The organism is Ligilactobacillus equi DSM 15833 = JCM 10991, assembly GCF_000615765.1.
Lineage (GTDB): Bacteria > Bacillota > Bacilli > Lactobacillales > Lactobacillaceae > Ligilactobacillus > Ligilactobacillus equi.
On sequence record NZ_BAMI01000001.1, the window covers coordinates 46756 to 68666 of the forward strand.

The window sequence follows — 21911 nt, forward strand, 5'->3', positions numbered from 1 at the left end:
AAAAATGCAAAAATCTTTTTTTAATAGAAATTTGGTCGTAATTTTAGTAGCGCTTATTTTCTCTTTCTTACTCATTGCTTTTTCGATTGGGATGAGAAATAATAGCGCTGCTCCTAGTTTTATCCAGTCTTTTGGAAATGACGCGAGTGCTGTGGTTGATCGGGTTGTCACGTGGCCGATTGCAAAGGTCAAAAATGTGGGGACTACGCTTTCGAGTTTAACAGATACTTATCAAGAAAATAAGCATTTGAAAAGCCAATTGAATACGCTAGCGCAGACCAAAGCGGAAAATCAAACATTACGGCAAGAAAATAAAAATCTAAAAAAACAAGTTAACCTTAACCGGACTTTGACCGACTATGGCCGGATTTCTGCTTATGTAATTACACGGAGTCCAAGTAGTTGGCAAAATCAAATTGTAATTAGCGAGGGTTCTAACGCTGGTGTTACAAAAAACTCTGCTGTCATGGTGGATCAAGGTCTGATTGGTCGGGTGGTAGAAGTTAATAAGTTGAGTAGTAAAGTGGAGCTGATTTCGACCACCAATGATAGCGCCAACCGTTTTGCCGTCCAATTGACCAATAGTGAAGGTCAAGTAGTCAATGGTTTAGTCACAGACTACGATAAGGACAAAGGGCAAATTGTGATGGGGCAAGTTACCCGCAATGTAAAAATAAAAAAGGGCACACGAGTGATTACCTCAGGTTTAGGTGGTACTACACCTAAAGGACTATATGTTGGTAAGGTAGTTCGAGTTTCTCAAGCAGGCGACAGTTCGAATACTAAAATTTACATTCAGCCAGCGGCCGATTTAAATAATTTGTCTGCAGTAACGGTTGCCAAAAGAGCAGATTAGGTGGGATAATATGAAATTAAAAATGTCTTATGTTTTTCCTTTAGGCCTCTTTTTGGCGCTTTTCTTGGATGGGAGTTTAAGTTATGTGGCCTCGGACACGCTATTTAATACCCAAGTTGAGATAGAAAGTCGCTTTATTTTATTATGGTTGGTCTTAGCAATTTGTTTTGTTCCTGATCTGGCTCATCCATATTTTTGGGCAACATTTGCGGGTTTGGTATTTGACAGTTATTATACTAGTATTTTAGGGATTATGACCGTGATTTTACCATTGGTAGTTTACCTTACTAAGGAGACGATGGCTTTTTTTAAAACCTCATTTTGGGTAGTTTGTTTGATGTATTTTATTGATGTTACCGTTGTTTCATTAGGTTTTTATTTATTCAATAACTTGATTGGTTTTACAGCGGGTAGTCAAGCAGACTATATTTTAAAGGTTTTGTGGCCAACCTTGACCTATAACATGGTCTGTTTTTTATTCTTATACTGGCCACTAAAAGAATTATTTACAAGGGTTAAGTAAGTGAAGAAGGTGCAAAATGAAGGCAGTTGTTTTAAAAGGCCGGACCGACGGCTATGAAATAAAAATCGCGCCCACTGCGGAATTTAAAATGGTAGTTGTTGAGTTAGAAGAGTTATTAGCGCACCTGGCTCAGGAAAATCGGACCAAGGATGGAATTTTAACTTTCCAAATTACCACGGGGCAGCGTTTATTCTTACCAGAAGAAAATCAGCAAATTGAAGCAGTTTTTGCGAAGTATGATAATTTGAAAATTCATAAGATTTCAGCTGATGTAATTCGCAAAGAAGATGCCTTAGAATTTATCGAAAAGCGTAATATTAAGCTAAATGGTGATACGGTCCGCAATGGCCAAGTGCTTGATTTACAGGGTGATGTCCTATTTGTGGGACAGGTACACCAAGGGGGGCTTTTACGAACAACGGGTAGCTTGTACATTTTAGGTAAAATCGAAGGGATTGTCCATGCAGGGTTTAGCGATAACTCAGCGGCGGTAATTATCGGTGAACTGGGATCTGCGCAACAAATACGAATTGCGGATTTGGTGGAAATCGTTGCCGACCATCCCCAAGAAAATTATGCGAAGAAGCAAGTAATCTACGTATCTGACTTACATAGTTTTGAAAGAACGGAGATTAGTGAATTAAGGACGCTCCGACCAAAGTCTTTTGTGACGATTGGTGCGTTGACGTTCTGAATTATGAGGAGGCCATTTTATGGGAAGAGCAATTGTTGTTACATCAGGTAAAGGTGGTGTAGGTAAGACGACCACTACGGCTAATGTGGGGACGGCTTTAGCCTTAATGGGCAAACGGGTCTGTTTAGTCGATTTAGATATTGGTTTACGTAATTTAGATGTGGTTTTAGGCCTAGATAACCGCATTATCTACGATATCATGGACGTAATTGAACAAAGAGCAAAATTACGTCAAGCTTTAGTTAAAGATAAGCGTTTCGAAGATAAATTATATCTCTTACCAGCAGCACAAAATACTGATAAAGATGCCTTGCAACCGGATGAGGTGAAGGCGATTGTTGATGAATTAAAAGAAGAATTTGATTATGTCTTACTTGATTGTCCTGCCGGGATTGAGCAAGGATTTGCTAATGCAGTTGTCGGGGCGGATGAAGCTATTGTGGTTTCAACTGCGGAAATTCCTTCCGTGCGGGATGCCGACCGTGTTGTTGGGCTGTTAGAAAAGTACAACTTAAAGGCTGCGCCAATGTTGGTTATTAGTCGGATTAAACGTCACATGGTAAAAAATGGTGAAATGATGGATGTTGATGAGATTACTCAACATCTTGGAATTCGCCTTTTGGGGATGGTCTTTGATGACGAAGGTGTGATTAAGGCTACTAATACCGGGGAACCTGTAGTGATGGATGAACAAAACATGGCTTCCCAAGGATTCCGGAATATTGCCCGGCGTTTAGAAGGTGAAACCGTCCCTTTAATGACAATGAAGGAAGAAGAGAAACAGCAGAGCTTCTTCGGTAAGTTGACAAGTTGGTTTAAACGAAACTAAATGTTGACAAAAGCAAAAATTGTCGGTAAGATTGACTTAATAAAAAATTCAGACAAAGACATCGAATAGAAGAGTAGTAGGACCGCTATTAGACTAGAGAATTCTGATCACCGGCTGTAAGTCAGAAATAATATGTGCTATGAACCACATCTAGGAGTTGTTAATTTGAACTTTAGTAGGATTGACCGGTCGTGCCCGTTACTACACAGACTTATCGCCAATGGCTGATAAGTTACTGAGCCTATTTTCGTGAGAAGATAGGGCATTGAGGTGGTACCGTGCGTTTGCGCCCTCTTGAGGAAACTCAAGGGGGCCTTTTTGTTTAGGAGGAGATTAAGATGAATTTAACATATATTTGGGAAATTTTGCCTTCACTGTTAAGTGGGGCAAGCTTAACCTTGCAATTATTTTTATGGACCTTAGTGGGATCAGTACCGTTGGGATTAATCGTGGCCTTAGGTTTAATGTCCAAATTCACCCCCTTGCGTGAATTATTAAAATTCTATGTGTGGTTAATCCGTGGGACGCCACTTTTATTACAATTGATTTTTGTCTTTTATGGTCTACCGATTCTTTCTAGCGCCCTAACCTTACCTCGTTATGAGGCAGCGGTAGTAACCTTCATTATCAATTACGCTGCTTACTTTGCGGAAATTTTCCGGGGAGGTTTACAATCGATTGATAAGGGGCAATACGAAAGTGCCAAGGTTTTACGCTTAAACTACTGGCAAACAATTCACAAAATTGTAGCCCCCAAGTCTTTAAAATTGTCTTACCTTCCGTAGGTAACGAAGTTATTAATCTGGTTAAGGATTCTAGTTTAGTTTATGTTATTGGTTTGGGAGATTTATTACGGGCCGGAAATGTAGCCACAACCCGAGATGTAACCTTGGTACCTTACATTGTAGTCGCAATTATGTATCTTTTAATGACGGCGATTTTATCTTACCTCTTGCGGAAGATTGAACAACGTTATAGCTATTGGAAATAAGAAATGAGGTGGACCGAATGTTAGAGTTACGCGAAATTGTGAAAAAATATGGTGATCGTACCATTATCGACCACCTTAATTTAGAAGTCAAAGATGGTGAAATTTTAACCATTGTGGGTGAATCCGGTGGTGGAAAGACGACTTTGTTACGGTGCATTAGTGGCTTAGAAAAAATTAACAGTGGGCAGATTTTAATTGATGGTCAAAATTTTGACCCTTACCAAGCTAGTGATGATTCCGTGATTGGAGTCGTTTTCCAAGATTATAACCTTTTCCCTCACATGACAGTGCTAGAAAATATTGCTTTAGCGCCAATAATGGTTCTCAAAAAAAATAAAGCCATAGCTCACCAAGAAGCTCAAGAACTATTGGAACGTTTATCTTTGGGGGATAAGGGGCAGCTTTATCCTTATCAATTATCTGGGGGCCAAAAACAACGGGTTGCGATTGCGCGAGCCTTGGCTATGAAACCCAAGATTCTTTGTTATGACGAACCAACTAGTGCCTTGGATCCTAATTTAACCAAGGCGGTGGAAGAAATTATTTTAGACTTGAAAAAATCGGGGATGACCCAAATTATTATCACGCACGATTGGGATTTTGCTGAAAGAGTTTCTGATGAAACCTTAACCGTGAAACCACTCAAATTTGCTGACTAAGTGGGGTGGATAAAATGCAAGTAAAAATCAAAAAAATCATCTGTGCGCTGGTGCTCCTAGCTCTGACAGTTACACTAGCTGCTTGTAGTGATGTAACTAAGCGGCTGATAACACTGATACCTGGTCCAAAATTGAAAAGCGGGGCAAGGTAGTTATTGGTTTAGATGATAGTTTTGTCCCTATGGGTTTTCGGCAAAAAGATGGTCGCCTAGTGGGCTTTGACGTTGAGTTAGCACGTGCCGTTTTCAAACGCCTTGATCTCAAGGTTTCTTTCCAAACCATTGACTGGTCTATGAAAGAAACTGAATTGCGTAATGGGACGATTGACATGATTTGGAATGGTTATACTAAAACCAAGGCTCGGGAGAAAAATGCGACTTTTTCACATACTTACCTTAATGATGAACAGTATCTTGTGGTTAAAAATAACAGTCATATTACCAACCTCGAGGAATGAAGGGGAAAATTTTAGGGGTGCAAACTGGTTCATCTGGTTATCAAGCTTACACGGATTATCCTAACTTATTGAAAAAATACGTGGGTTCAACTGTGCAGTATGACAGTTATAACAATGCCTTTTTAGATTTGAATGCCAAGCGAATTCAAGGGCTCTTGATTGACAGTGTTTACGCTAATTACTATATTGCTCACCAAAAAGATGCCTCCAGTTATCGGAAAATAAAAGTGGGTTACCCTAAAGAGGAATTTGCCGTGGGAATGCGTAAAGGCGATGAAACATTAGAAAAAAAGGTTAATCGAGAGTTGCAGCGGATGGCCCAAGATGGTAGCCTAAAAAAATTAGCCCAAAAATGGTTTGGTTCCTCCAAAGAAGTAGCTTATCAGGATTTATTAAAATAAAGTAAGAGAGGAAAAACATCGTGAAAAATAAATGGTGGCGCTATTTATTGGGTGCTTTGGTAATAATTTTGTTGGGGGGTCTGGCTTACGGTAGTAACTACCTTGTGGATTTTGCTTTTACACGTAAAGATCCAACGCCGAGTATTGCTAAGAAAGAACGGGTCTTGGTTAGAGATCAGGCTTGGTTAAAAAAAGTTAGGAAGCAGACCTGGACCCAAATGGCAGCAAACAGTGATTTAAAACTCAAGGCAACTTATGTGCCAGCGACCAAAAAGACCAATAAAACGATTGTTGTAGCGCATGGCTATCATGAAAATCATGGGCGCATGGCCTCATATATCCGTATGTTTCATAATTTAGGCTATAATGTCTTAGCTCCTGATGATCGGGGGGCAGGACAAAGTCAAGGAAAGTACACAACTTTTGGTTGGTTAGACCGTTTGGACTATGTGAAGTGGATACAGCTGGTAGTCAAAAAGACTGGACAAGATGCGCAAATCGGTCTTTTTGGAGTTTCGATGGGTGGTGCTACCGTCATGATGACTAGTGGGGAAAGACTTCCTCGGCAAGTAAAGGCGATCATTGAAGATTGTGGTTATGACAGTGTGGAAAATGAATTGACATATCAATTAAAAAATTTGTTCGCTTTACCCAAGCAACCACTTATTACCACGGCTTCTTGGGTGGCGCGGTTTAAAGTTGGTTTTGACTTTTTACACGCTTCAGCAGCCGAACAATTAAAGCACAATCATTTGCCAATTTTCTTTATCCACGGTGACCAGGATAAATATGTACCAACCAAGATGGTTTATCAAAATTACCGCGCAAGCCAAGGACCAAAGCAACTATGGATTACCAAAAAGACTGCACATGCTATGTCTTACTATAATTATCCTCATGTTTACCGTACGAAAACAGCTGCGTTTTTTGCCAAATATCTAAATTAAAAAATCACCTGGTTTGAGTGCCAGGTGATTTTTGTGTCTTTTAGTATCATGGCAGTATCTGACTGCCAGTGCTAGAAGCTCGGTACTTCAGCACCGAGTTCATTCACGATGGTTTAGAAACCAAGGGTTTGTGCTAGTGGTAAGAGTGCGGCTAATAGAGTGATTAAAATCATTACCCACACGAAAACCATAGTAATTTTTTGAAAAGTAGATTTCTTCTTTTTTTTCACGGTGCTGTCCCCAATCGTAGATTTAGATTGTTTTTAGTATAACATAGAAAGAAAAAAATTCAAAAAATAGTCTGGATTAATAGGTGAACTATTGACAGCGATAGGCTAGTAATGAGAAAATTATTTCGTATTAATGAGATTTTAATTTAAGCAGAGAAGAGGGATGGCAGATGAAGATTATTGTCAAAAAATTTGGTGGTACTTCAGTTCAAGATGATGAGGCGCGCAAGCAAGCCCTAAAACATGTGGCTTATGCTGTGGATGAGGGTTATAAAGTTGCCGTTGTTGTTTCAGCAATTGGACGACAAGGTGCGCCTTATGCGACGGATTCTTTACTGCAATTAGTCGGCGGTAAGGCCACCAAGTTAGATAATCGAGAATTGGACATGGTGGTTTCGATTGGTGAAGTTATTTCCGCAGCAGTTTTCACCCAATTGGTGAAAAAGAGCGGATTTAAAGCGACGGCTTTAACTGGTTCGGAAGCGGGAATTCGTACGAATAATGATTACCAAAACGCTAAGGTGCTAAATGTTGAAGTTCAAAACGTCATGGAAGCGTTCGAGGATCATGATGTAGTAGTGATTGCTGGTTTCCAGGGGCTTTCCAATGAAGGACATGTGACAACCTTGGGGCGTGGGGGTCGGATACGTCAGCAGCTTTATTAGGTGTGGCTTTGCAAGCTAAGCGTTGTGATATCTTTACGGATGTTTCGGGAATGATGACCGGAGACCCCCGAATTGTGGAAAGAGCTCGTTATCTTAAGGAAGTTTCTTATGACGAAGTGGTTAACATGGCTCATGAAGGGGCTAAAGTTATCCACCCGCGGGCTGTTCAAGTCGCCCAGCAGGGACATTTACCGTTAACCATACGTTCGACTTGGGATGCTGTTGATGAAATGGGGACTTTAATTTCTGATCACAGTCTCGGAATTCAGCATTACCGTTCGGTTACTGGGGTAGCCCATCAAACTGGTTTAACGCAATTTAAAGTTTCGACTCAAGCACACACGAGTCAAGAAATTTTTAAGCTTTTGGCGGATAACCACTTAAGCGTGGATTTTATCAATATTAATTTAGATGGCATTGTCTTTAATTTAACGGAAAAAGAAGCGCAAAAAGCCATCGATTTATTTACCCAAGCAAATATTGAAGCAACTTATACAGAACACTGTGCCAAAGTTTCGATTATTGGAGCCGGGATTATGGGGACTCCGGGGATTACGGCTAAGATGGTCCAAGCTTTAGCACAAAATCGAGTAAAAATTTTACAAACGACGGATAGTTACACAACGATTTGGGTCCTAGTCCACGAAGATCAACTGGTGGCAGCGGTTAATGCCCTTCATGATTCATTCTTGGTGGAAGCATGATTATTGATTGGTATTTGAGTGCTCTTAGTTTAATTATTGCGTATCTTTTGACCAAGCTGGTCTTGCCTAATTTTAGATTCTGGCCGCGGTGGTTACAACCGTTGGATAGCTTAGGGGCAGCGAGCCTCATTATCTATTTTATATTGGCACCGACTTTTTTTGGCTTTTTAGCCCATGCAATTTTAGTATTGGCAGCGAGTGTGTGGGGGATTTTTTTGACCCTCTTTACAGCTCTTAGTCAAGGGGATGTTATTTATCATCGTTTTTGGTTTGCTTATTGGCGAACTATGTCGTTACTTTTGTTAATTAATGCGTTAGTCATGATTATCACGAAAGCAATTCTTTTTTATTTATAATTTCTAAATGTTAAGAAATCACTGATGTTTGAGTCAGTGATTTTTTGCATTTTAGTAAAAAAAGTGTAACAGCGGAATGTTTTTGGGGAAATGCGGTGGTTAAAAGTGGGGAAATGTGGTAAGATTTAGATATTAATTTTAGTTTATAAGGGGAAGACCGGCTATGATGGGTGAATTTCAACATAACATGGATCAAAAGGGCCGGTTAATTATCCCGGCAATTATCCGCCAGGAAGTGGGGACACAGGTTGTTTTGACTCGTGGCATGGATGGTTGCTTGTATGGTTACCCTGCTAGTGAATGGGAAAAATTATCTCAACAGCTGGCAGAGCTTCCGCTAACATCTAAACAAAATCGAGCCTTTGTCCGCTTTTTTTATGCAGCCGCAGTAGAAAGCGAGTTTGATAAGCAGGGCCGAGTCATTATTTCCCAGGCCTTAAGGACTTATGCCGGCCTGGAAAAAGAATGTATTGTCGTGGGAATGTTCAATCATTTAGAAATATGGTCTAAATCAAGATGGGACGAATTTAACCGGCAGACTGCAGCTAGTTTTGATGAGCTGGCAGAAAATATGGAATTTAATCTATAAGGAGTAGAAATGGCAGATTTTGAACACATAACTGTACTATTAGCAGAAACAGTCGATAATTTAAAAATTAAGCCAGCCGGTGTATATGTGGACTGTACCTTAGGAGGCGGGGGCCACACTCAAAGAATCTTAAGTCAACTGGGACCAAAGGGACGCTTGTTTTCTTTTGACCAGGATCAAACTGCCTTGGATTACAATCAAATTCAATTAGCTGATGAGATTGCTAGTGGACGTTTGACCTTGGTCAAAAGTAATTTTAAAGACTTACAAGCGCAGTTAGCTTTGCAGGGGATTAGTCAAGTTGATGGGATTATCTATGATTTAGGAGTTTCATCACCACAATTTGATGTTGCCGACCGAGGTTTTTCTTATAAATATGATGCGGTCTTGGACATGCGAATGAACCAAGAGCAAGCTTTAACTGCTAAGGAAATTGTCAATCAATGGTCATATGAAGAGTTGGTGCGAATTTTCTTCCGTTATGGAGAAGAAAAGTTTGCCAAATCAATCGCTCGTCGAATTGAACAAGCCCGTCAAAACGAAGAAATTGTGACTACCGGGCAATTAGTGGAATTAATTAAAGCTGGGATTCCTGCAAAAGCACGGCGTAAGGGAGGACATCCTGCTAAACGGGTCTTCCAGGCTTTGCGGATTGCAGTTAATAATGAATTAGGGGTTCTTGAGGAGTCTTTGGCACAGGCTTTAGATATTTTAGCCTTGGATGGGCGGATTTCGGTGATTACTTTTCAGTCTTTGGAAGATCGTTTAGTTAAATCGATGTTTAAAGAAAAGTCGTCTTTACCAGATTTACCTAGTGGTTTGCCGGTAATTCCTGAGGAGTATCAACCTGAATATAAATTAATCACGCGTAAGCCAATCGTACCAAGTAAAGAAGAATTAGCTGCCAATCATCGGGCACATTCAGCTAAGTTACGCGTTATTCAACGAGTTAAGGTGAAGTAAGGAGAGGGAAAACTATGTCACAGCAAGCGGCAAGGAAGTTAAATCAGCAGCCACAGCAATCAGCGAACGTTAAATTTCAGAAAAAACATATTAAAGGAGAAACAATCGTATCACGCTATCTAGTTCCGAATACGTTCCTTTTTGTAACTGTACTAGCGGTAAGTGTGGCATTAGCGATTTGGACAGTATGTTTAAGTGCTCAATTGACTAGTGCCCAAAGTAGTTTACAAGCAGTTACACAAAAAACGATTCAGTTACATGAAAAAAATGTAACGACGAGTCAAACGGTCAGTGAACTATCTAGTCGTGCTCGACTCGAAAAGATTGCCAAAAAAGCGGGCTTATCGATGAAAGAAAATAGTACGAGGAACGTGACTAAATGAATAAGAAAATGAAGCGAACAGTTGAAATCGAACAAACCAAAACACAAAAAGTATCCGTAGGAATTGTGCTTCTCTTGTGTGTGTTAGTAGTTTTTTTGATTTTTATCTGTCGTTTTTTTTATATTGCTACCACACATAAGGTAAACCGACATAATTTAACGACAGAAACAAGACAACTCTACACCTCCAAAGAAGATCTCCAGGCTAAGCGGGGAACAATTTATGATGCCAATGGTAATCCGATTGCCCAAGCTACGACAACTTACTCTTTATACGTCGTTTTATCCCACAAGGCTAAAGAAGGTAATAAGATTTTCTATTTACCTCAAAGTAAGAAGAAAGAAGCCGCAAAAGTGATTTCACGCTATATTGATTTGCCTTATAAGCGTGTTTATAAGCTCTTAAATCCAAAAAATAAGAATATCTACCAGGTGGAGTTTGGAAATGCCGGAAAAAATTTAACGCAAAAAACCAAGAAAAAAATTGAAGCTGCCGGTTTAACGGGGATTAGCTTTGATGCCCAACAGTCTCGCCTTTATCCGAACGGTATTTTTGCGTCACATATGATCGGTTATACGACCACGATTGATGAAACTATTACTGGTACGATGGGAATTGAAAAGATTTTTGATAAGGAACTAAGTGGAACTAATGGGATTAAATTCTCTAATAGTGTAAATGATAAACAAGCTAAAAATAAGTCAAAGGTGGCCCAAGATGGCTCGGATGTTTACACAACCTTAGATACTCAGCTACAAACTAGCTTGGAAAATCTTATGACTAAGGCACAAAAGAAGTATCAACCTAAGCAAATGGTGGCAATATTAATGGAAGCTAAGACCGGGAAAATCGTCGCAGTTTCTCAACGACCATCTTTTAATGCCCAAACTAAAGTCGGCTTAAGTGAGATGTGGCGGAATTTAATTTTAAATGATACTTATGAACCTGGTTCAGTCATGAAAATTTTTACCACGGCTGCAGCGATTAATAGTGGAAATTATAATGGTAATGCTTATTATAATTCAGGTACTCTACAGATTGGTAATTCACGAGTTTACGACTGGAATCGCGTTGGTTGGGGAGCAATTACTTATGATCAAGCTTTTATTCGTTCGTCGAATGTCGGGATGGCCATGCTAGAAAAAGCCATGGGTAAGAGTTTATGGTTGAAATACATTAAGAAGTTTGGCTTTTTAAAGCAAACTGACTTTAAGATGGGGACTCAAAGTAGTGGTTCCATTGCTTATAAGTATGGATTTGATCAAGCAAGTACCTCCTATGGACAGGCGATTAATGTAACTCCTATTCAAATTATGCGAGCGTTAACAGCTATTTCCAATAATGGGGTGGAATTAGAACCTTATATGCTTGAAAAAATGGTTAACCCTAATACCAAAAAGGTCACGCAAATTGGTAAAAAGACGATTTATGGACGTCCGATTACCAAGACAACCGCTAAAGAGGTCAGGAATTTAATGGCCCAAGTCGTGACTGACAAAAATGGTACGGGGCAAGCTTACGCATCTGAAGATTTCCAAGTTGGAGTTAAAACTGGGACAGCCCAAATTCCTGCCTCAAGTGGGACGGGGTATTTAAGTGGGGATTTAAATTATGTTTTCTCCGTAGCAGGAATGGCACCCATCGACAATCCACGTTATGTCTTGTATGTTGCCATGAAACAACCGCAAACTTTTGCGGGTAAAGGGGCAACTAACATGTTAGCATCTATTTTTAATCCGCTAATGTCTCAAGCAATTGGTAAGACAAAAACCATTAATCAAGAGGCCACTGTGGCGGTAAAAGATGTTCGAGGCTTAAATACTAGTCAGGCTCAAAAGGCGCTGACTACGCAAGGTCTGACAGTTTCTGTAGTTGGTCAAGGACGCCATATTGTGAGTCAATCAGTAGCTGCTGAAACTAATTTAGTAAAAAATGGCCGGGTAATTTTAGTTACGAATGGTCCCAAAACCATGCCGGACTTGAAAGGGTGGTCACGTAAAGATGTAGCAACTTTAGCTAAGATTTTGAAACTTAAAGTTACTTACTATGGTAGTGGGTATGTGAATGAACAAAATATCTCAGAAGGAACTGAAATTAATAGTAAAGATGAGTTAGTCGTAAACTTAAATAATGATTAGGGATAAAGGAGAACAAAATGACTTTGACACAAATTGTCGTGCCGTTACTAGTAAGTTTTATTTTAACGGCCATATTTTTACCAATTTTTATTAATTATGCACATCGTAAAAAACAAGGACAAATGATTCGAGACGAAGGTCCCAAGTGGCATGCTCAAAAATCAGGGACACCAACCATGGGAGGTTTTGTTTTTAACCTGGTAATCTTTATGACTGCTATTGTGGTACCAATGATTTTTCACCAATTGAGTAGTCAATTATTAATTTTGGATTTTATTCTCTTGATGTATGGTTTTATTGGTTTTTGGGATGATTCCATTAAACTTTGGAAAAAGCAAAACGAAGGTTTTAAACCTTGGCAAAAATTACTTGGTCAAATTATTGGGGGTCTCATTTTTTTAGTGGTTTACTGGCATGAGAATCTACCATTTTCCTTAAATTTCTTTGGTTTTGAATTACCTTTAGGTATTTTTTATGGAATCTTTGTTTTATTTTGGCTAGTTGGCTTTTCTAATGCTGTAAACTTGACGGACGGCTTAGATGGTCTGGTGGCTGGACAAGCAAGTATTGCTTTTGCTGCTTACGGAGTGATTGCTTACTTCCAAGCGCAATATGACGTCTTACTCTTCTGTGTGACAGTGATTGGAGCATTGTTAGCCTTCCTAATTTTTAACCATAAACCAGCTAAAGTTTTCATGGGTGATATGGGGTCTTTAGCTTTAGGGGGGGCTTTGGCAGCAGTTTCGATTCTTTTACATCAAGAATTATCTCTACTTTTTATTGGGATTATCTTTGTGTGCGAAACAGCTAGCGTTATGTTACAAGTGAGCTACTTTAAATTGACGGGTGGTAAGCGTCTCTTTAAGATGAGTCCGATTCACCACCACTTTGAATTATGTGGCTGGAGCGAATGGCGTATTGATTTAACTTTCTGGGCCGTAGGTTTGCTTTTTGCCTTAATTACTGATTGGATTATCTTGCACTAGGTGCAGTAGAAAGAAGTTTTTGGAAATGAAAAAAGTAACAAAATATCAAGATAAAAAAGTACTAGTTATCGGCTTGGGTAAAAGTGGTTTAAATGCAGCTAAGTTACTCTTACGTTTAGGAGCTCAGGTAACCGTTAACGATAAGAAGGAAGCTAGTCCGGAAGTGCAAACTCAGCTAACTCAAATGGGGGTTAGAGTCGTGACTGGTAGTCATCCCTTGAGTTTATTAGATGGCTGTGACTTAATTGTTAAAAACCCTGGGATTCCTTATCGCAACGAGTTAGTGGCAGCTGCTCAAGCACAGGGTCTACCGATTTTGACTGAACCCCAATTGGCTGCGGATATTTTAGAAGGTCAATTAGTTGCCATTACGGGGACCAACGGTAAAACTACTACGACAACCATGATTACCGAAATGTTGAATCAAGCGCGTCCTAACCACGCCTTTAAAGCTGGAAACATTGGGATTGCCGCTAGTCAAGTTGCTCAAGAAATTGGAGCGGATGATGTGATGGTAACGGAACTTTCCAGTTTTCAATTATTGGGGATTACTGATTTACACCCGCATATTGCGGTGTTAAATAACCTGTACGAAGCTCATACTGATTACCATGGTAGTCGCGAGGAATACGTGAAGGCTAAGATGCGGATTACCATGAATCAAACTGCTGATGACTATTTTGTGGTTAACTGGGATCAGGAAGAATGGCGAACTTTAAGCCAAGCATCTTCGGCGCAAGTCGTGCCATTTTCGCGGCAAAATCTCAGTCAAGCGGGAGCTTATGTCAAAGATGGAACCATCTATTTTCGTGATGAGGCCATTATGCCAGTAACGGATGTGAAATTACCAGGTGAACATAATCTTGAAAATGCTTTAGCAGCAACAGCCGTGGCGAAGTTAATGGGGGTTAGTGCTCAAGCAATTCGCCAAGTCTTAATGAATTTTGGTGGGGTAAGGCACCGAACACAATATGTGGCAACATTTAAAGAGCGAAAGTTTTACAATGATTCTAAGGCAACCAATATGGAGGCCACTGAAAAAGCTTTATCCGGCTTCAAACAACCAGTTGTTTTATTAGCAGGTGGTTTAGACCGAGGCTTTAGCTTTGAAGCTTTAGAACCATATTTCAAAAATTTACGAGGGATTGTTTTATTTGGTGAAACTGCTGACCTTTTGGAAGAAGCAGCCCAAGATGCCGGAGTTTTAAATATTGTGAAAACGGAAAATGCGGTGACAGCAGTACCTCTGGCTTACCAAATGAGTCAACCTGGTGATGTAATCTTATTATCACCGGCTTGTGCTAGTTGGGATCAATGGCCTACTTTTGAGGTCCGTGGTGATCGTTATATTGAGGCGGTTGAAGAACTGATAAAGAAAGAGAGCGAAAAATAAATGCGTTTGTTAGTATCCGGTGGGGGAACGGGAGGTCACATTTACCCAGCCTTGCATTAATTGAGGATTTAAAAAAACAAGATCCAGATGCGGAGGTCCTGTATGTCGGGACTGACCGTGGTTTAGAAACTAAAATTGTGCCTGCTGCGGGAATTAAACTCAAAACTCTACACATTCAAGGTTTCAAGCGTTCCTTGTCCGTAGACAACCTTAAGACCATTTACCTCTTTTTAAAGAGTGTGCGTGAGTCCAAAAAAATTATCAAAGAATTTAGACCTGATGCTGTTATTGGTACTGGAGGGTATGTTTGTGGGGCAGTAGTCTATGCTGCTGCCAAACTTAAAATTCCTACAATGATTCATGAGCAAAATAGTGTGGCTGGGGTGACTAATAAATTCTTGAGCCATTTTGTTGACAAAGTTGGGATTTGTTTTGATGATGCTAAAAAAGCTTTTCCGGCAACTAAGGTGGTTATGACTGGTAACCCCCGAGCACAACAAGTAGCACAAATGCAGGCGACAGGTCGGTTAGTCAGTGAATATGGCTTAGCTGCTAATAAAAAGACCGTCTTAATTTTTGGCGGATCACAAGGAGCGCCTAAAATTAATGAAGCAAGCTTGCAAGCGTTAGAGTACTTTGCCGATAAAGAATATCAAGTACTGTTTGTCACGGGTCAGAAACGCTATGATCAGATTATGGCTGATAATCGGACTCAAGATTTACCAGCGAATGTCTTCATTGTACCTTATATTGCAGATATGCCAGCTATCTTACCTGAATTATCCTTGATTGTGGGGCGTGCCGGGGCTACAAGTTTAGCTGAAATTACGGCTTTAGGTTTACCGTCAATTTTAATTCCAAGTCCGTATGTAACGGCGGATCACCAAACCAAAAATGCGCAAAGCTTAGTTAATAAACAGGCAGCTTTAATGATTCGTGAAGATGACTTGAATGGTGAAACCCTTGCGCAAACAATTGACCGACTCTTACAAGATGAAAAACAAAGAAAGCAAATGGCGCAAAATGCTTACCAAGTTGGTGTAAGGGATGCTAGTGACCGAGTTTTACAAGTCTTAACGTCAATTAAAAAGTAAAAAGGGGAGAATAACTGAGGTGCGAAAAAAAAATAAGGATGATGACTTGTTGCGTAGCGAAGATGATTTGTCTCCCTGGGAAAAGGCGCGATTATCCCATGCAGAAAAAGAGTCATTGCAGAAAGTTACGAGAAAAAAGCATTACAAAATTTCTTCACCACAGCTAGCGGAGTTCCATTTACCTAAATTTGGGGCACTAAAGGAGAGACGTCTAAAAGAGGGAAGTAAGCGTTTATTAATTTTGTTTCTTTCTTTAACGCTATTAGCCCTATTATATATTTTACCAATTTTTCGAGTGGAAAAAGTAACGGTTAAGGGAAATACTATGCAGTCTGATGCAATGGTAATAAAAGAGGCTCAGCTAATTCCGAAAATGTCATTATTTGAAGTGTTGTTCAGAGAAGGTAAGATTGCTAGCAATCTCAAGCAGGCCTTTCCAACCATTGAGACAGCTAATCTAACTATAGGGTTAGGACAAGTGCAGGTTGTTTTGAAAGAAAAAAAGACCGTTGGTTATATGGTTAAAGCTAGTAAATTATATCCAATAGTTGAGAAGGGGATAGTTGCTTCTAAGGCTTTACCAGATCAGCCGGCCTCCTTACCAATGTATTATGGTTTTAAAAAGGAAATTGCATTACAAAAAGTGGTGCTAGAGGTGCAAAAATTCAAGCCCAATATTTTAAATTTAGTTTCTGAAGTACATGCTAGTCCGACTAAATCTGATCCAGATCGTTTGAAACTTTACATGAGTGATGGTAATCAAGTGGTAGCGACTCGCAAAACCATGGCTCAAAAAATGAAATATTATGCTAAAATTGCTAGCCAGATGGATCAAGCTGGGGTAATTAATTTTCAAGTTGGGGCATACTCTTATTCTTATCATTAAAATTGTATAAAATAAGTAAGATTTTAGCTTTGCAAATTGATAAAAATTGGTAAAATAACCAGTAAATGTGGTAAAATCTAAGTATTAGGATTATGCTAATTATTGAAAATAAAAATTTATGAAAAAAACTTTTATTCGAGTAGGAGGCCGAGTTAGTGAGTAATACTAATATGTACGTAGGGTTGGATATCGGGACTACTTCGATTAAGGTCATTGTTGCTGAAGACGTTAAAGGTCAACTTAATGTGATTAGTTATGGCAATGTTCGCTCTAAGGGGCTGAGTCGAGGGGTAATTGTCGATATCGACCAAGTTGTTGGGGCGATGAAAGAAGCAATCAAAGACGCCGAAGAAAAGGCTAATGTTTCTATTGATGAAGTAATTGTTGGGATTCCAGCTAATATGCTTCAAATTGAGCAATGTCGTGGAATGATTACCTTAAGCGATAACAATAATCGGTCACGTGAAATCACGGAAGATGATGTGCGCGCAGTGGTACAAGCTGCTATGACGCAAAGCCTTCCACCTGAAAGGGCAGTAATTGATGTGGTTCCGGATGAATTTATCATTGATGATTACAGTGTAACTGACCCCCGCGAGATGCAGGGGATGCGCCTGGAAATGAAAGGTGTCTTGTACACTGGTTCAGCAACTATTATTCATAACATTCGGAAGTCAGTCGAAAAAGCGGGAGTACGGATTAATGAAATTGTTGTGGCACCAATAGCTAGTGCCCAAGTTGCTTTATCAGAAGATGAGCGTAATTTCGGGTCCATTTTAATTGACTTAGGAAGTGGGCAGACCACCGCAGCAGTGATTCATGATCATAAGTTGAAGTATACTTATGTTGATCAAGAAGGCGGTAATTATATTACCCGTGATATTTCCGTGGTTTTAAATACTTCTCCTGCTAATGCGGAAAGATTAAAAACAACTTATGGTTATGCTTTGGCTTCGATGGCAGAAACAGAAGAATCTTTTTCTGTCCAAGTTGTGGGTCAGCAAGAACCTGAAATGATTACAGAAGAATATCTAGCACAAATTATTGAGGCTCGTTTACGGCAAATTTTTGGTAAAATTTACCAAGCTTTAGATGGAATTAATGCCTTATCAATGCCAGGGGGAATTGTGCTGACCGGTGGTGGTGCTGATATTTGGGGAATTAAGGAATTAGCTGAAGAAATTTTTGGTGTCAGGGTGAAAATTTACCGTCCTGAAGAAATGGGCTTACGTACACCAACTTTCACACAGGTTATTGGTTTGATTGAATATGGTGTTCGCCAAAGTGAAATTAACCATCTGGTAAGAAGTGTGGTGCATAACACTTCCTACAGACCAAACATCAAATCAGAGCCGGTGGATGATAGTAATCAGGAGTTAGTTCATTACCAAGAAGAACCAGAAGTTGACTATATAGCTTCACCTGCTGACGAAGAATTTCAAGCAATAGATGATGACAATCTAGCCAAGAAGGGTATCCGTGATTGGAAGTTCTTCAAATGGTTCTCAGAATTATTTAAATAAATCAAGGAGGTAAATTGATGGGTATGGAAGGTTTTGAATACACATTAGATGCAAATGAAGAAAATCAAGCAGTTATTAAAGTTATTGGGGTCGGCGGTGCTGGCGGTAACGCCGTAAATCGGATGATTGCAGATAACGTACAAGGAGTCGAGTTTATTGCTGCTAACACTGACGTACAAGCTTTAAAAAATTCTAACGCTGAAGTAAAAATTCAACTTGGACCTAAATTAACTCGCGGTTTAGGAGCGGGTTCAAATCCTGAAGTTGGACAAAAAGCTGCCCAAGAAAGTGAAGAAGCTTTAGCCGAAGCTTTAGCTGGTGCCGACATGATTTTCGTAACTGCCGGTATGGGTGGTGGTACTGGGACCGGGGCGGCACCAGTGATCGCTAAAATTGCTAAAGAACAAGGGGCGTTAACGGTTGGGGTCGTAACGCGTCCATTTATGTTTGAGGGTCCTAAGCGTGCGCGCTTTGCTGCTGAAGGTGTGGCCCAAATGAAAGAACATGTGGATACCTTAGTGATTATCGCTAACGACCGCTTGTTAGAAATCGTGGATAAGAATACACCAATGTTGGAAGCCTTCAAAGAAGCCGACAATGTCTTACGTCAAGGGGTACAAGGAATTTCTGACTTGATTACTTCTCCAGGTTACGTTAACTTAGACTTTGCTGACGTAAAGACTGTGATGGAAAACCAAGGTTCAGCCTTGATGGGGATTGGCCACGGTGAAGGTGAAAATCGGGTAGAAGATGCCACTAAGAAGGCCATTTCTTCACCATTATTGGAAGTTTCTATCGATGGTGCGGAACAAGTCCTCTTAAACATCACAGGGGGCTCAGACTTCTCCTTAATTGAAGTTCAAACGGCTTCATCCATTGTTTCACAAGCTGCAACTAGTGACGTTAACATTATCTTCGGGACTTCCATTAATGAAGACTTGGGCGATGGTGTGATTGTAACGGTGATTGCTACAGGAATTGACAAGGAACATAAAAAACCAGTTAAAAAAGAAGTACCGGTAAGACGTCCGCGTCCAAGTCAAGCTCAAGCTAGCCAAGACCCATTGAGTGATTGGGATTTAAGTCGTGTTAACAACCAAGCCTCTAACCGTCCTCAAAGAGACGCTGATTTCCAAAACATTGAAAAGCAACAATTCAATGTTTTTGGTACTAGTTCTTCTCAAGAAGATGAAGCAACGCAAGGTGATGACGTTGATACACCACCATTCTTCAACCACCGCTAAACTGGTGGTGCTAGAAAGGATGCGATAAGATGGCTAGTATATGGAATAGAGTTAGTAACTGGATGTCAGGAAGTAACAACTATGATGATGGGTATGACCAATTTGAAGAAGTGGAGGCTGCAGATCCTACACCAATTTTTACTAATCAACCCGACCTTAAGGTGAATCATAGTGAAAGTCGCATGATGATTCATAGTAAAGAAAACAATAAAAAAGTAATGCAAAATATTAAATTATTTGAACCAAGGGTCTTTGAAGACATAAAAGGCGTTGCTAACTACGTTATTAAAGGTCAAGCTGCAATTGTTAGTGTACGAAAAGTTGATGCGCCAGTAGCACACCGTCTTCTAGATTTTTTGAATGGCGCGGTATTTGCGATTGATGGGAAGGTAACGCGTCTGAATGATGAAATTTTCCTATGTACACCAAGCAACTATATGGTTGAAGGTGATATGAATCGTGAAACGCAAAGACATATTCGTGAGTTGAGAGCAAATGGAGGAATACGTTGATACTATTATTAGTGGCATATTTTTTCCGTTTTTATGAACTTGCAATTGTTGCTTATGTGCTTTTATCTTGGTTTCCCGGCGCATATCAAACCACCTTTGGACGAATTTTAACCAAGTTGTGTGAACCATATTTGAGTATTTTTCGGTTTATTCCACCAATCCTTGGTTTAGATTTTTCACCCTGGGTGGCCTTGATAGCTTTGCAGTTTGTGCAAATGGGAGCAGTTGGACTTTTGACAGGATTTGGACTGTAGCATTAAAGGCAAGATAAATGGAAATAGCAGTTAAGCAACATTATCGAAAAGAAGAGGAACCATTGCTTGAGGAGTTAAGTGAACAACTCAAACGGGCACAGGATGAATACCGCCCTATTTTGACACGTTTCCTTAATCCGCGGGAGCGGTTCATATTGGAGCAACTAAAAGGGCGTTTTAGCGATGTTAAGGTAGCTTATGCAGGAGGATATCCGGAGGCGGAACGGAAACGAGCTTTGCTATATCCGGAATATTATCAACCAGTAGTTTCCGACTTTGAATTGGCGTTAATTGAGGTGGATTATCCAACTAAATTTGCACAACTGAGTCACGGTCAAGTTTTAGGTAGCTTAGTTAACATTGGATTAGAACGTCAGGTTCTGGGGGATATCATCACAGATGGTTTACGTTATCAATTTGTAACTCAAGCAAATTTGGCTAGTTACTTTTGTAATCAGGTCCAAGCTATTGGAAAGGTTAAAGTACGTCTTAAGGAAGTTGCTCTAGAAACCTTGGTAACTGCTCTGGACGAGTGGCAGGCTGAAACAATGACCGTGACGACAATTCGTTTAGACGCAGTAATTTCGCATGCATATCATTTTAGTCGTCAGGTGGCGAAGGAAATGATTAAGCAAAAAAAAGTTCAAGTTAACTGGATGATGGTAGAAAAACCGGACTATGTTCTAGCGCAGGCCGATATTATTTCAGTTCGTGGCTTTGGTCGGATTCGTCTCGATCAACTAATGGGACCTACCAAAAAAGCTAAGCAACGCTTAGCAATTTCAATTTTAAAAAAGAAAAAGTAAAAAAGTTTAAATACGATGGAGGTGTTAGGGAATGGCACTTACTCCCTTAGATATTCATAATAAAGAGTTTCATGTTAAATTACGTGGTTACGATCAAGACGAAGTTAATGATTTCTTAGATCAAATCATCAAGGATTATGAATTAACTTTAAAGGAAAATGACCGTTTAACAGAAAGTTTAAAGCAAAACCAAGAAAAATTGAAGTACTTCAATGATTTGAAGGATTCCTTGAATCAATCAATTATCGTGGCACAAGAAGCTGCTGATAAGGTTAAGGCTAACTCTCAAAGAGAAGCGGAAATCATTAACCGTGAAGCTCAAAAGCAAGGGCAAGATATTATTGACGAAGCCAATGAAAAAGCTCGCCAAATTGTTGATGAAGCTTCAACTAAAGCTAAGAAGTTAGCTGTTGAAACTGATGACTTACGTAAGCAAGCCCGCATCTTCCGTCAAAAGTTACAAGTCATGATGGAATCACAATTAGAAGTGGTGAAAGGTAGCGAATGGGACGAAATTCTCAAGCAAGGTGATACCAGTAATTACCAAGAAATTCGGGAAGCAATTCGTAACGATGAAAGTCTTGACAACTTAGATGAAGACGCGGTAAAATCAATGGCAAGTGATGTTGTGGTTAACAGTGGCGATGATTTTGCCCCTGAAGCAGCAGACAATGAAACTGTCGTCGTCTTTCCAGAAGGCAGTGATGACCAAGTCGATACCGGCTTTGCCGACGAGGACGTCATCGTTAAAAACTAAAAAATAAACGGTACTATGAACGCGAAATGAAACGCATAATTCAAGCGAGCTGGTGAGGGTGAAAGACTGGC

22 protein-coding genes, 4 pseudogenes and 1 other annotated feature are annotated in these 21911 nt (G+C 39.9%); of the genes and pseudogenes, 25 read left to right on the forward strand and 1 reads right to left on the reverse strand.

Annotation, left to right across the window (positions count from 1 at the left end):
• Positions 1-4 precede the first annotated feature (4 nt).
• From mreC to JCM10991_RS00315, 8 genes and pseudogenes are all read left to right on the forward strand, one after another.
• Entirely contained in the window at positions 5-856 is an 852-nt protein-coding gene (mreC, locus tag JCM10991_RS00280; RefSeq protein WP_025020230.1) for a rod shape-determining protein MreC, read from the forward strand.
• A gap of 10 nt (positions 857-866) precedes the next feature.
• Positions 867-1379: a rod shape-determining protein MreD gene (mreD, locus tag JCM10991_RS00285; protein ID WP_023858965.1), complete on the forward strand. Its 513-nt coding sequence runs from the start codon at positions 867-869 to the stop codon at positions 1377-1379.
• Positions 1380-1395: 16 nt separating this feature from the next.
• Complete coding sequence (locus JCM10991_RS00290; protein ID WP_023858964.1) at positions 1396-2073, forward strand: septum site-determining protein MinC; 678 nt, start codon at positions 1396-1398, stop codon at positions 2071-2073.
• A gap of 19 nt (positions 2074-2092) precedes the next feature.
• Positions 2093-2902: a septum site-determining protein MinD gene (gene minD / locus JCM10991_RS00295; RefSeq protein WP_023858963.1), complete on the forward strand. Its 810-nt coding sequence runs from the start codon at positions 2093-2095 to the stop codon at positions 2900-2902.
• Positions 2903-2954: 52 nt separating this feature from the next.
• Positions 2955-3199: a binding site (T-box leader), on the forward strand.
• A gap of 41 nt (positions 3200-3240) precedes the next feature.
• Positions 3241-3893: pseudogene (locus tag JCM10991_RS11935) on the forward strand (amino acid ABC transporter permease).
• 17 nt (positions 3894-3910) lie between these two features.
• Entirely contained in the window at positions 3911-4552 is a 642-nt protein-coding gene (locus JCM10991_RS00305) for an amino acid ABC transporter ATP-binding protein (RefSeq protein ID WP_023858961.1), read from the forward strand.
• Between the two features lie 14 nt (positions 4553-4566).
• Positions 4567-5410: pseudogene (locus tag JCM10991_RS11940) on the forward strand (amino acid ABC transporter substrate-binding protein).
• A gap of 17 nt (positions 5411-5427) precedes the next feature.
• Positions 5428-6357 carry an alpha/beta hydrolase gene (locus tag JCM10991_RS00315; RefSeq protein ID WP_025020231.1) on the forward strand — a complete coding sequence of 310 codons (930 nt, stop codon included), beginning with the start codon at positions 5428-5430 and terminating at the stop codon, positions 6355-6357.
• 113 nt (positions 6358-6470) lie between these two features.
• Here the strand turns inward: JCM10991_RS00315 and JCM10991_RS14745 are convergent, their stop codons facing one another.
• Positions 6471-6548, reverse strand: coding sequence for a hypothetical protein (locus JCM10991_RS14745; RefSeq protein ID WP_420323915.1), 78 nt, complete (start codon positions 6546-6548; stop codon positions 6471-6473).
• Positions 6549-6757: 209 nt separating this feature from the next.
• Between JCM10991_RS14745 and JCM10991_RS15995 the strand changes: the two are divergent.
• The 17 genes and pseudogenes from JCM10991_RS15995 to JCM10991_RS00400 form a co-directional block, all read left to right on the forward strand.
• Positions 6758-7398: pseudogene (locus tag JCM10991_RS15995) on the forward strand (amino acid kinase family protein); the annotation flags it as partial.
• Positions 7399-7788: 390 nt separating this feature from the next.
• Positions 7789-7956 (forward strand): ACT domain-containing protein, encoded by a 168-nt coding sequence (locus tag JCM10991_RS16000; protein ID WP_263640273.1) that lies wholly within the window; start codon positions 7789-7791, stop codon positions 7954-7956.
• Positions 7953-8312, forward strand: coding sequence for a hypothetical protein (locus tag JCM10991_RS00330; protein ID WP_025020232.1), 360 nt, complete (start codon positions 7953-7955; stop codon positions 8310-8312). The genes JCM10991_RS16000 and JCM10991_RS00330 overlap by 4 nt, the downstream gene beginning before the upstream one ends.
• A 163-nt stretch (positions 8313-8475) precedes the next feature.
• Entirely contained in the window at positions 8476-8901 is a 426-nt protein-coding gene (mraZ, locus tag JCM10991_RS00335; RefSeq protein ID WP_023858956.1) for a division/cell wall cluster transcriptional repressor MraZ, read from the forward strand.
• 9 nt (positions 8902-8910) lie between these two features.
• Entirely contained in the window at positions 8911-9864 is a 954-nt protein-coding gene (gene rsmH / locus JCM10991_RS00340; RefSeq protein WP_023858955.1) for a 16S rRNA (cytosine(1402)-N(4))-methyltransferase RsmH, read from the forward strand.
• A gap of 14 nt (positions 9865-9878) precedes the next feature.
• Positions 9879-10247, forward strand: a complete 369-nt coding sequence (locus tag JCM10991_RS14215) for a hypothetical protein (RefSeq protein WP_025020233.1) — start codon at positions 9879-9881, stop codon at positions 10245-10247.
• Positions 10244-12385, forward strand: coding sequence for a PASTA domain-containing penicillin-binding protein (locus JCM10991_RS00350; RefSeq protein WP_025020234.1), 2142 nt, complete (start codon positions 10244-10246; stop codon positions 12383-12385). Before JCM10991_RS14215 ends, JCM10991_RS00350 begins: the two co-directional genes overlap by 4 nt.
• Positions 12386-12402: 17 nt before the next feature.
• The gene (gene mraY / locus JCM10991_RS00355; protein ID WP_023858952.1) at positions 12403-13371 is read left to right on the forward strand and encodes a phospho-N-acetylmuramoyl-pentapeptide-transferase; all 969 of its coding nucleotides are present in this window, start codon (positions 12403-12405) and stop codon (positions 13369-13371) included.
• A gap of 25 nt (positions 13372-13396) precedes the next feature.
• Positions 13397-14764 carry a UDP-N-acetylmuramoyl-L-alanine--D-glutamate ligase gene (gene murD / locus JCM10991_RS00360; protein WP_023858951.1) on the forward strand — a complete coding sequence of 456 codons (1368 nt, stop codon included), beginning with the start codon at positions 13397-13399 and terminating at the stop codon, positions 14762-14764.
• Positions 14765-15858, forward strand: a pseudogene (gene murG / locus JCM10991_RS11955) (undecaprenyldiphospho-muramoylpentapeptide beta-N-acetylglucosaminyltransferase).
• A 19-nt stretch (positions 15859-15877) separates the two neighbouring features.
• Positions 15878-16744, forward strand: coding sequence for a cell division protein FtsQ/DivIB (locus tag JCM10991_RS00370; RefSeq protein ID WP_025020235.1), 867 nt, complete (start codon positions 15878-15880; stop codon positions 16742-16744).
• A 155-nt stretch (positions 16745-16899) separates the two neighbouring features.
• Positions 16900-18267 carry a cell division protein FtsA gene (ftsA, locus tag JCM10991_RS00375; protein ID WP_025020236.1) on the forward strand — a complete coding sequence of 456 codons (1368 nt, stop codon included), beginning with the start codon at positions 16900-16902 and terminating at the stop codon, positions 18265-18267.
• Positions 18268-18284: 17 nt separating this feature from the next.
• Positions 18285-19511 carry a cell division protein FtsZ gene (ftsZ, locus tag JCM10991_RS00380; protein WP_023858947.1) on the forward strand — a complete coding sequence of 409 codons (1227 nt, stop codon included), beginning with the start codon at positions 18285-18287 and terminating at the stop codon, positions 19509-19511.
• Positions 19512-19540: 29 nt separating this feature from the next.
• Positions 19541-20023, forward strand: coding sequence for a cell division protein SepF (locus tag JCM10991_RS14220; protein WP_023858946.1), 483 nt, complete (start codon positions 19541-19543; stop codon positions 20021-20023).
• On the forward strand, positions 20020-20277 hold the full coding sequence (locus tag JCM10991_RS00390; protein ID WP_025020237.1) for a YggT family protein: 258 nt from the start codon (positions 20020-20022) through the stop codon (positions 20275-20277). Before JCM10991_RS14220 ends, JCM10991_RS00390 begins: the two co-directional genes overlap by 4 nt.
• 17 nt (positions 20278-20294) lie before the next feature.
• Entirely contained in the window at positions 20295-21083 is a 789-nt protein-coding gene (locus tag JCM10991_RS00395; protein WP_023858945.1) for a YlmH family RNA-binding protein, read from the forward strand.
• 31 nt (positions 21084-21114) lie between these two features.
• On the forward strand, positions 21115-21840 hold the full coding sequence (locus tag JCM10991_RS00400; RefSeq protein ID WP_023858944.1) for a DivIVA domain-containing protein: 726 nt from the start codon (positions 21115-21117) through the stop codon (positions 21838-21840).
• The last annotated feature ends 71 nt before the right edge of the window (positions 21841-21911 follow it).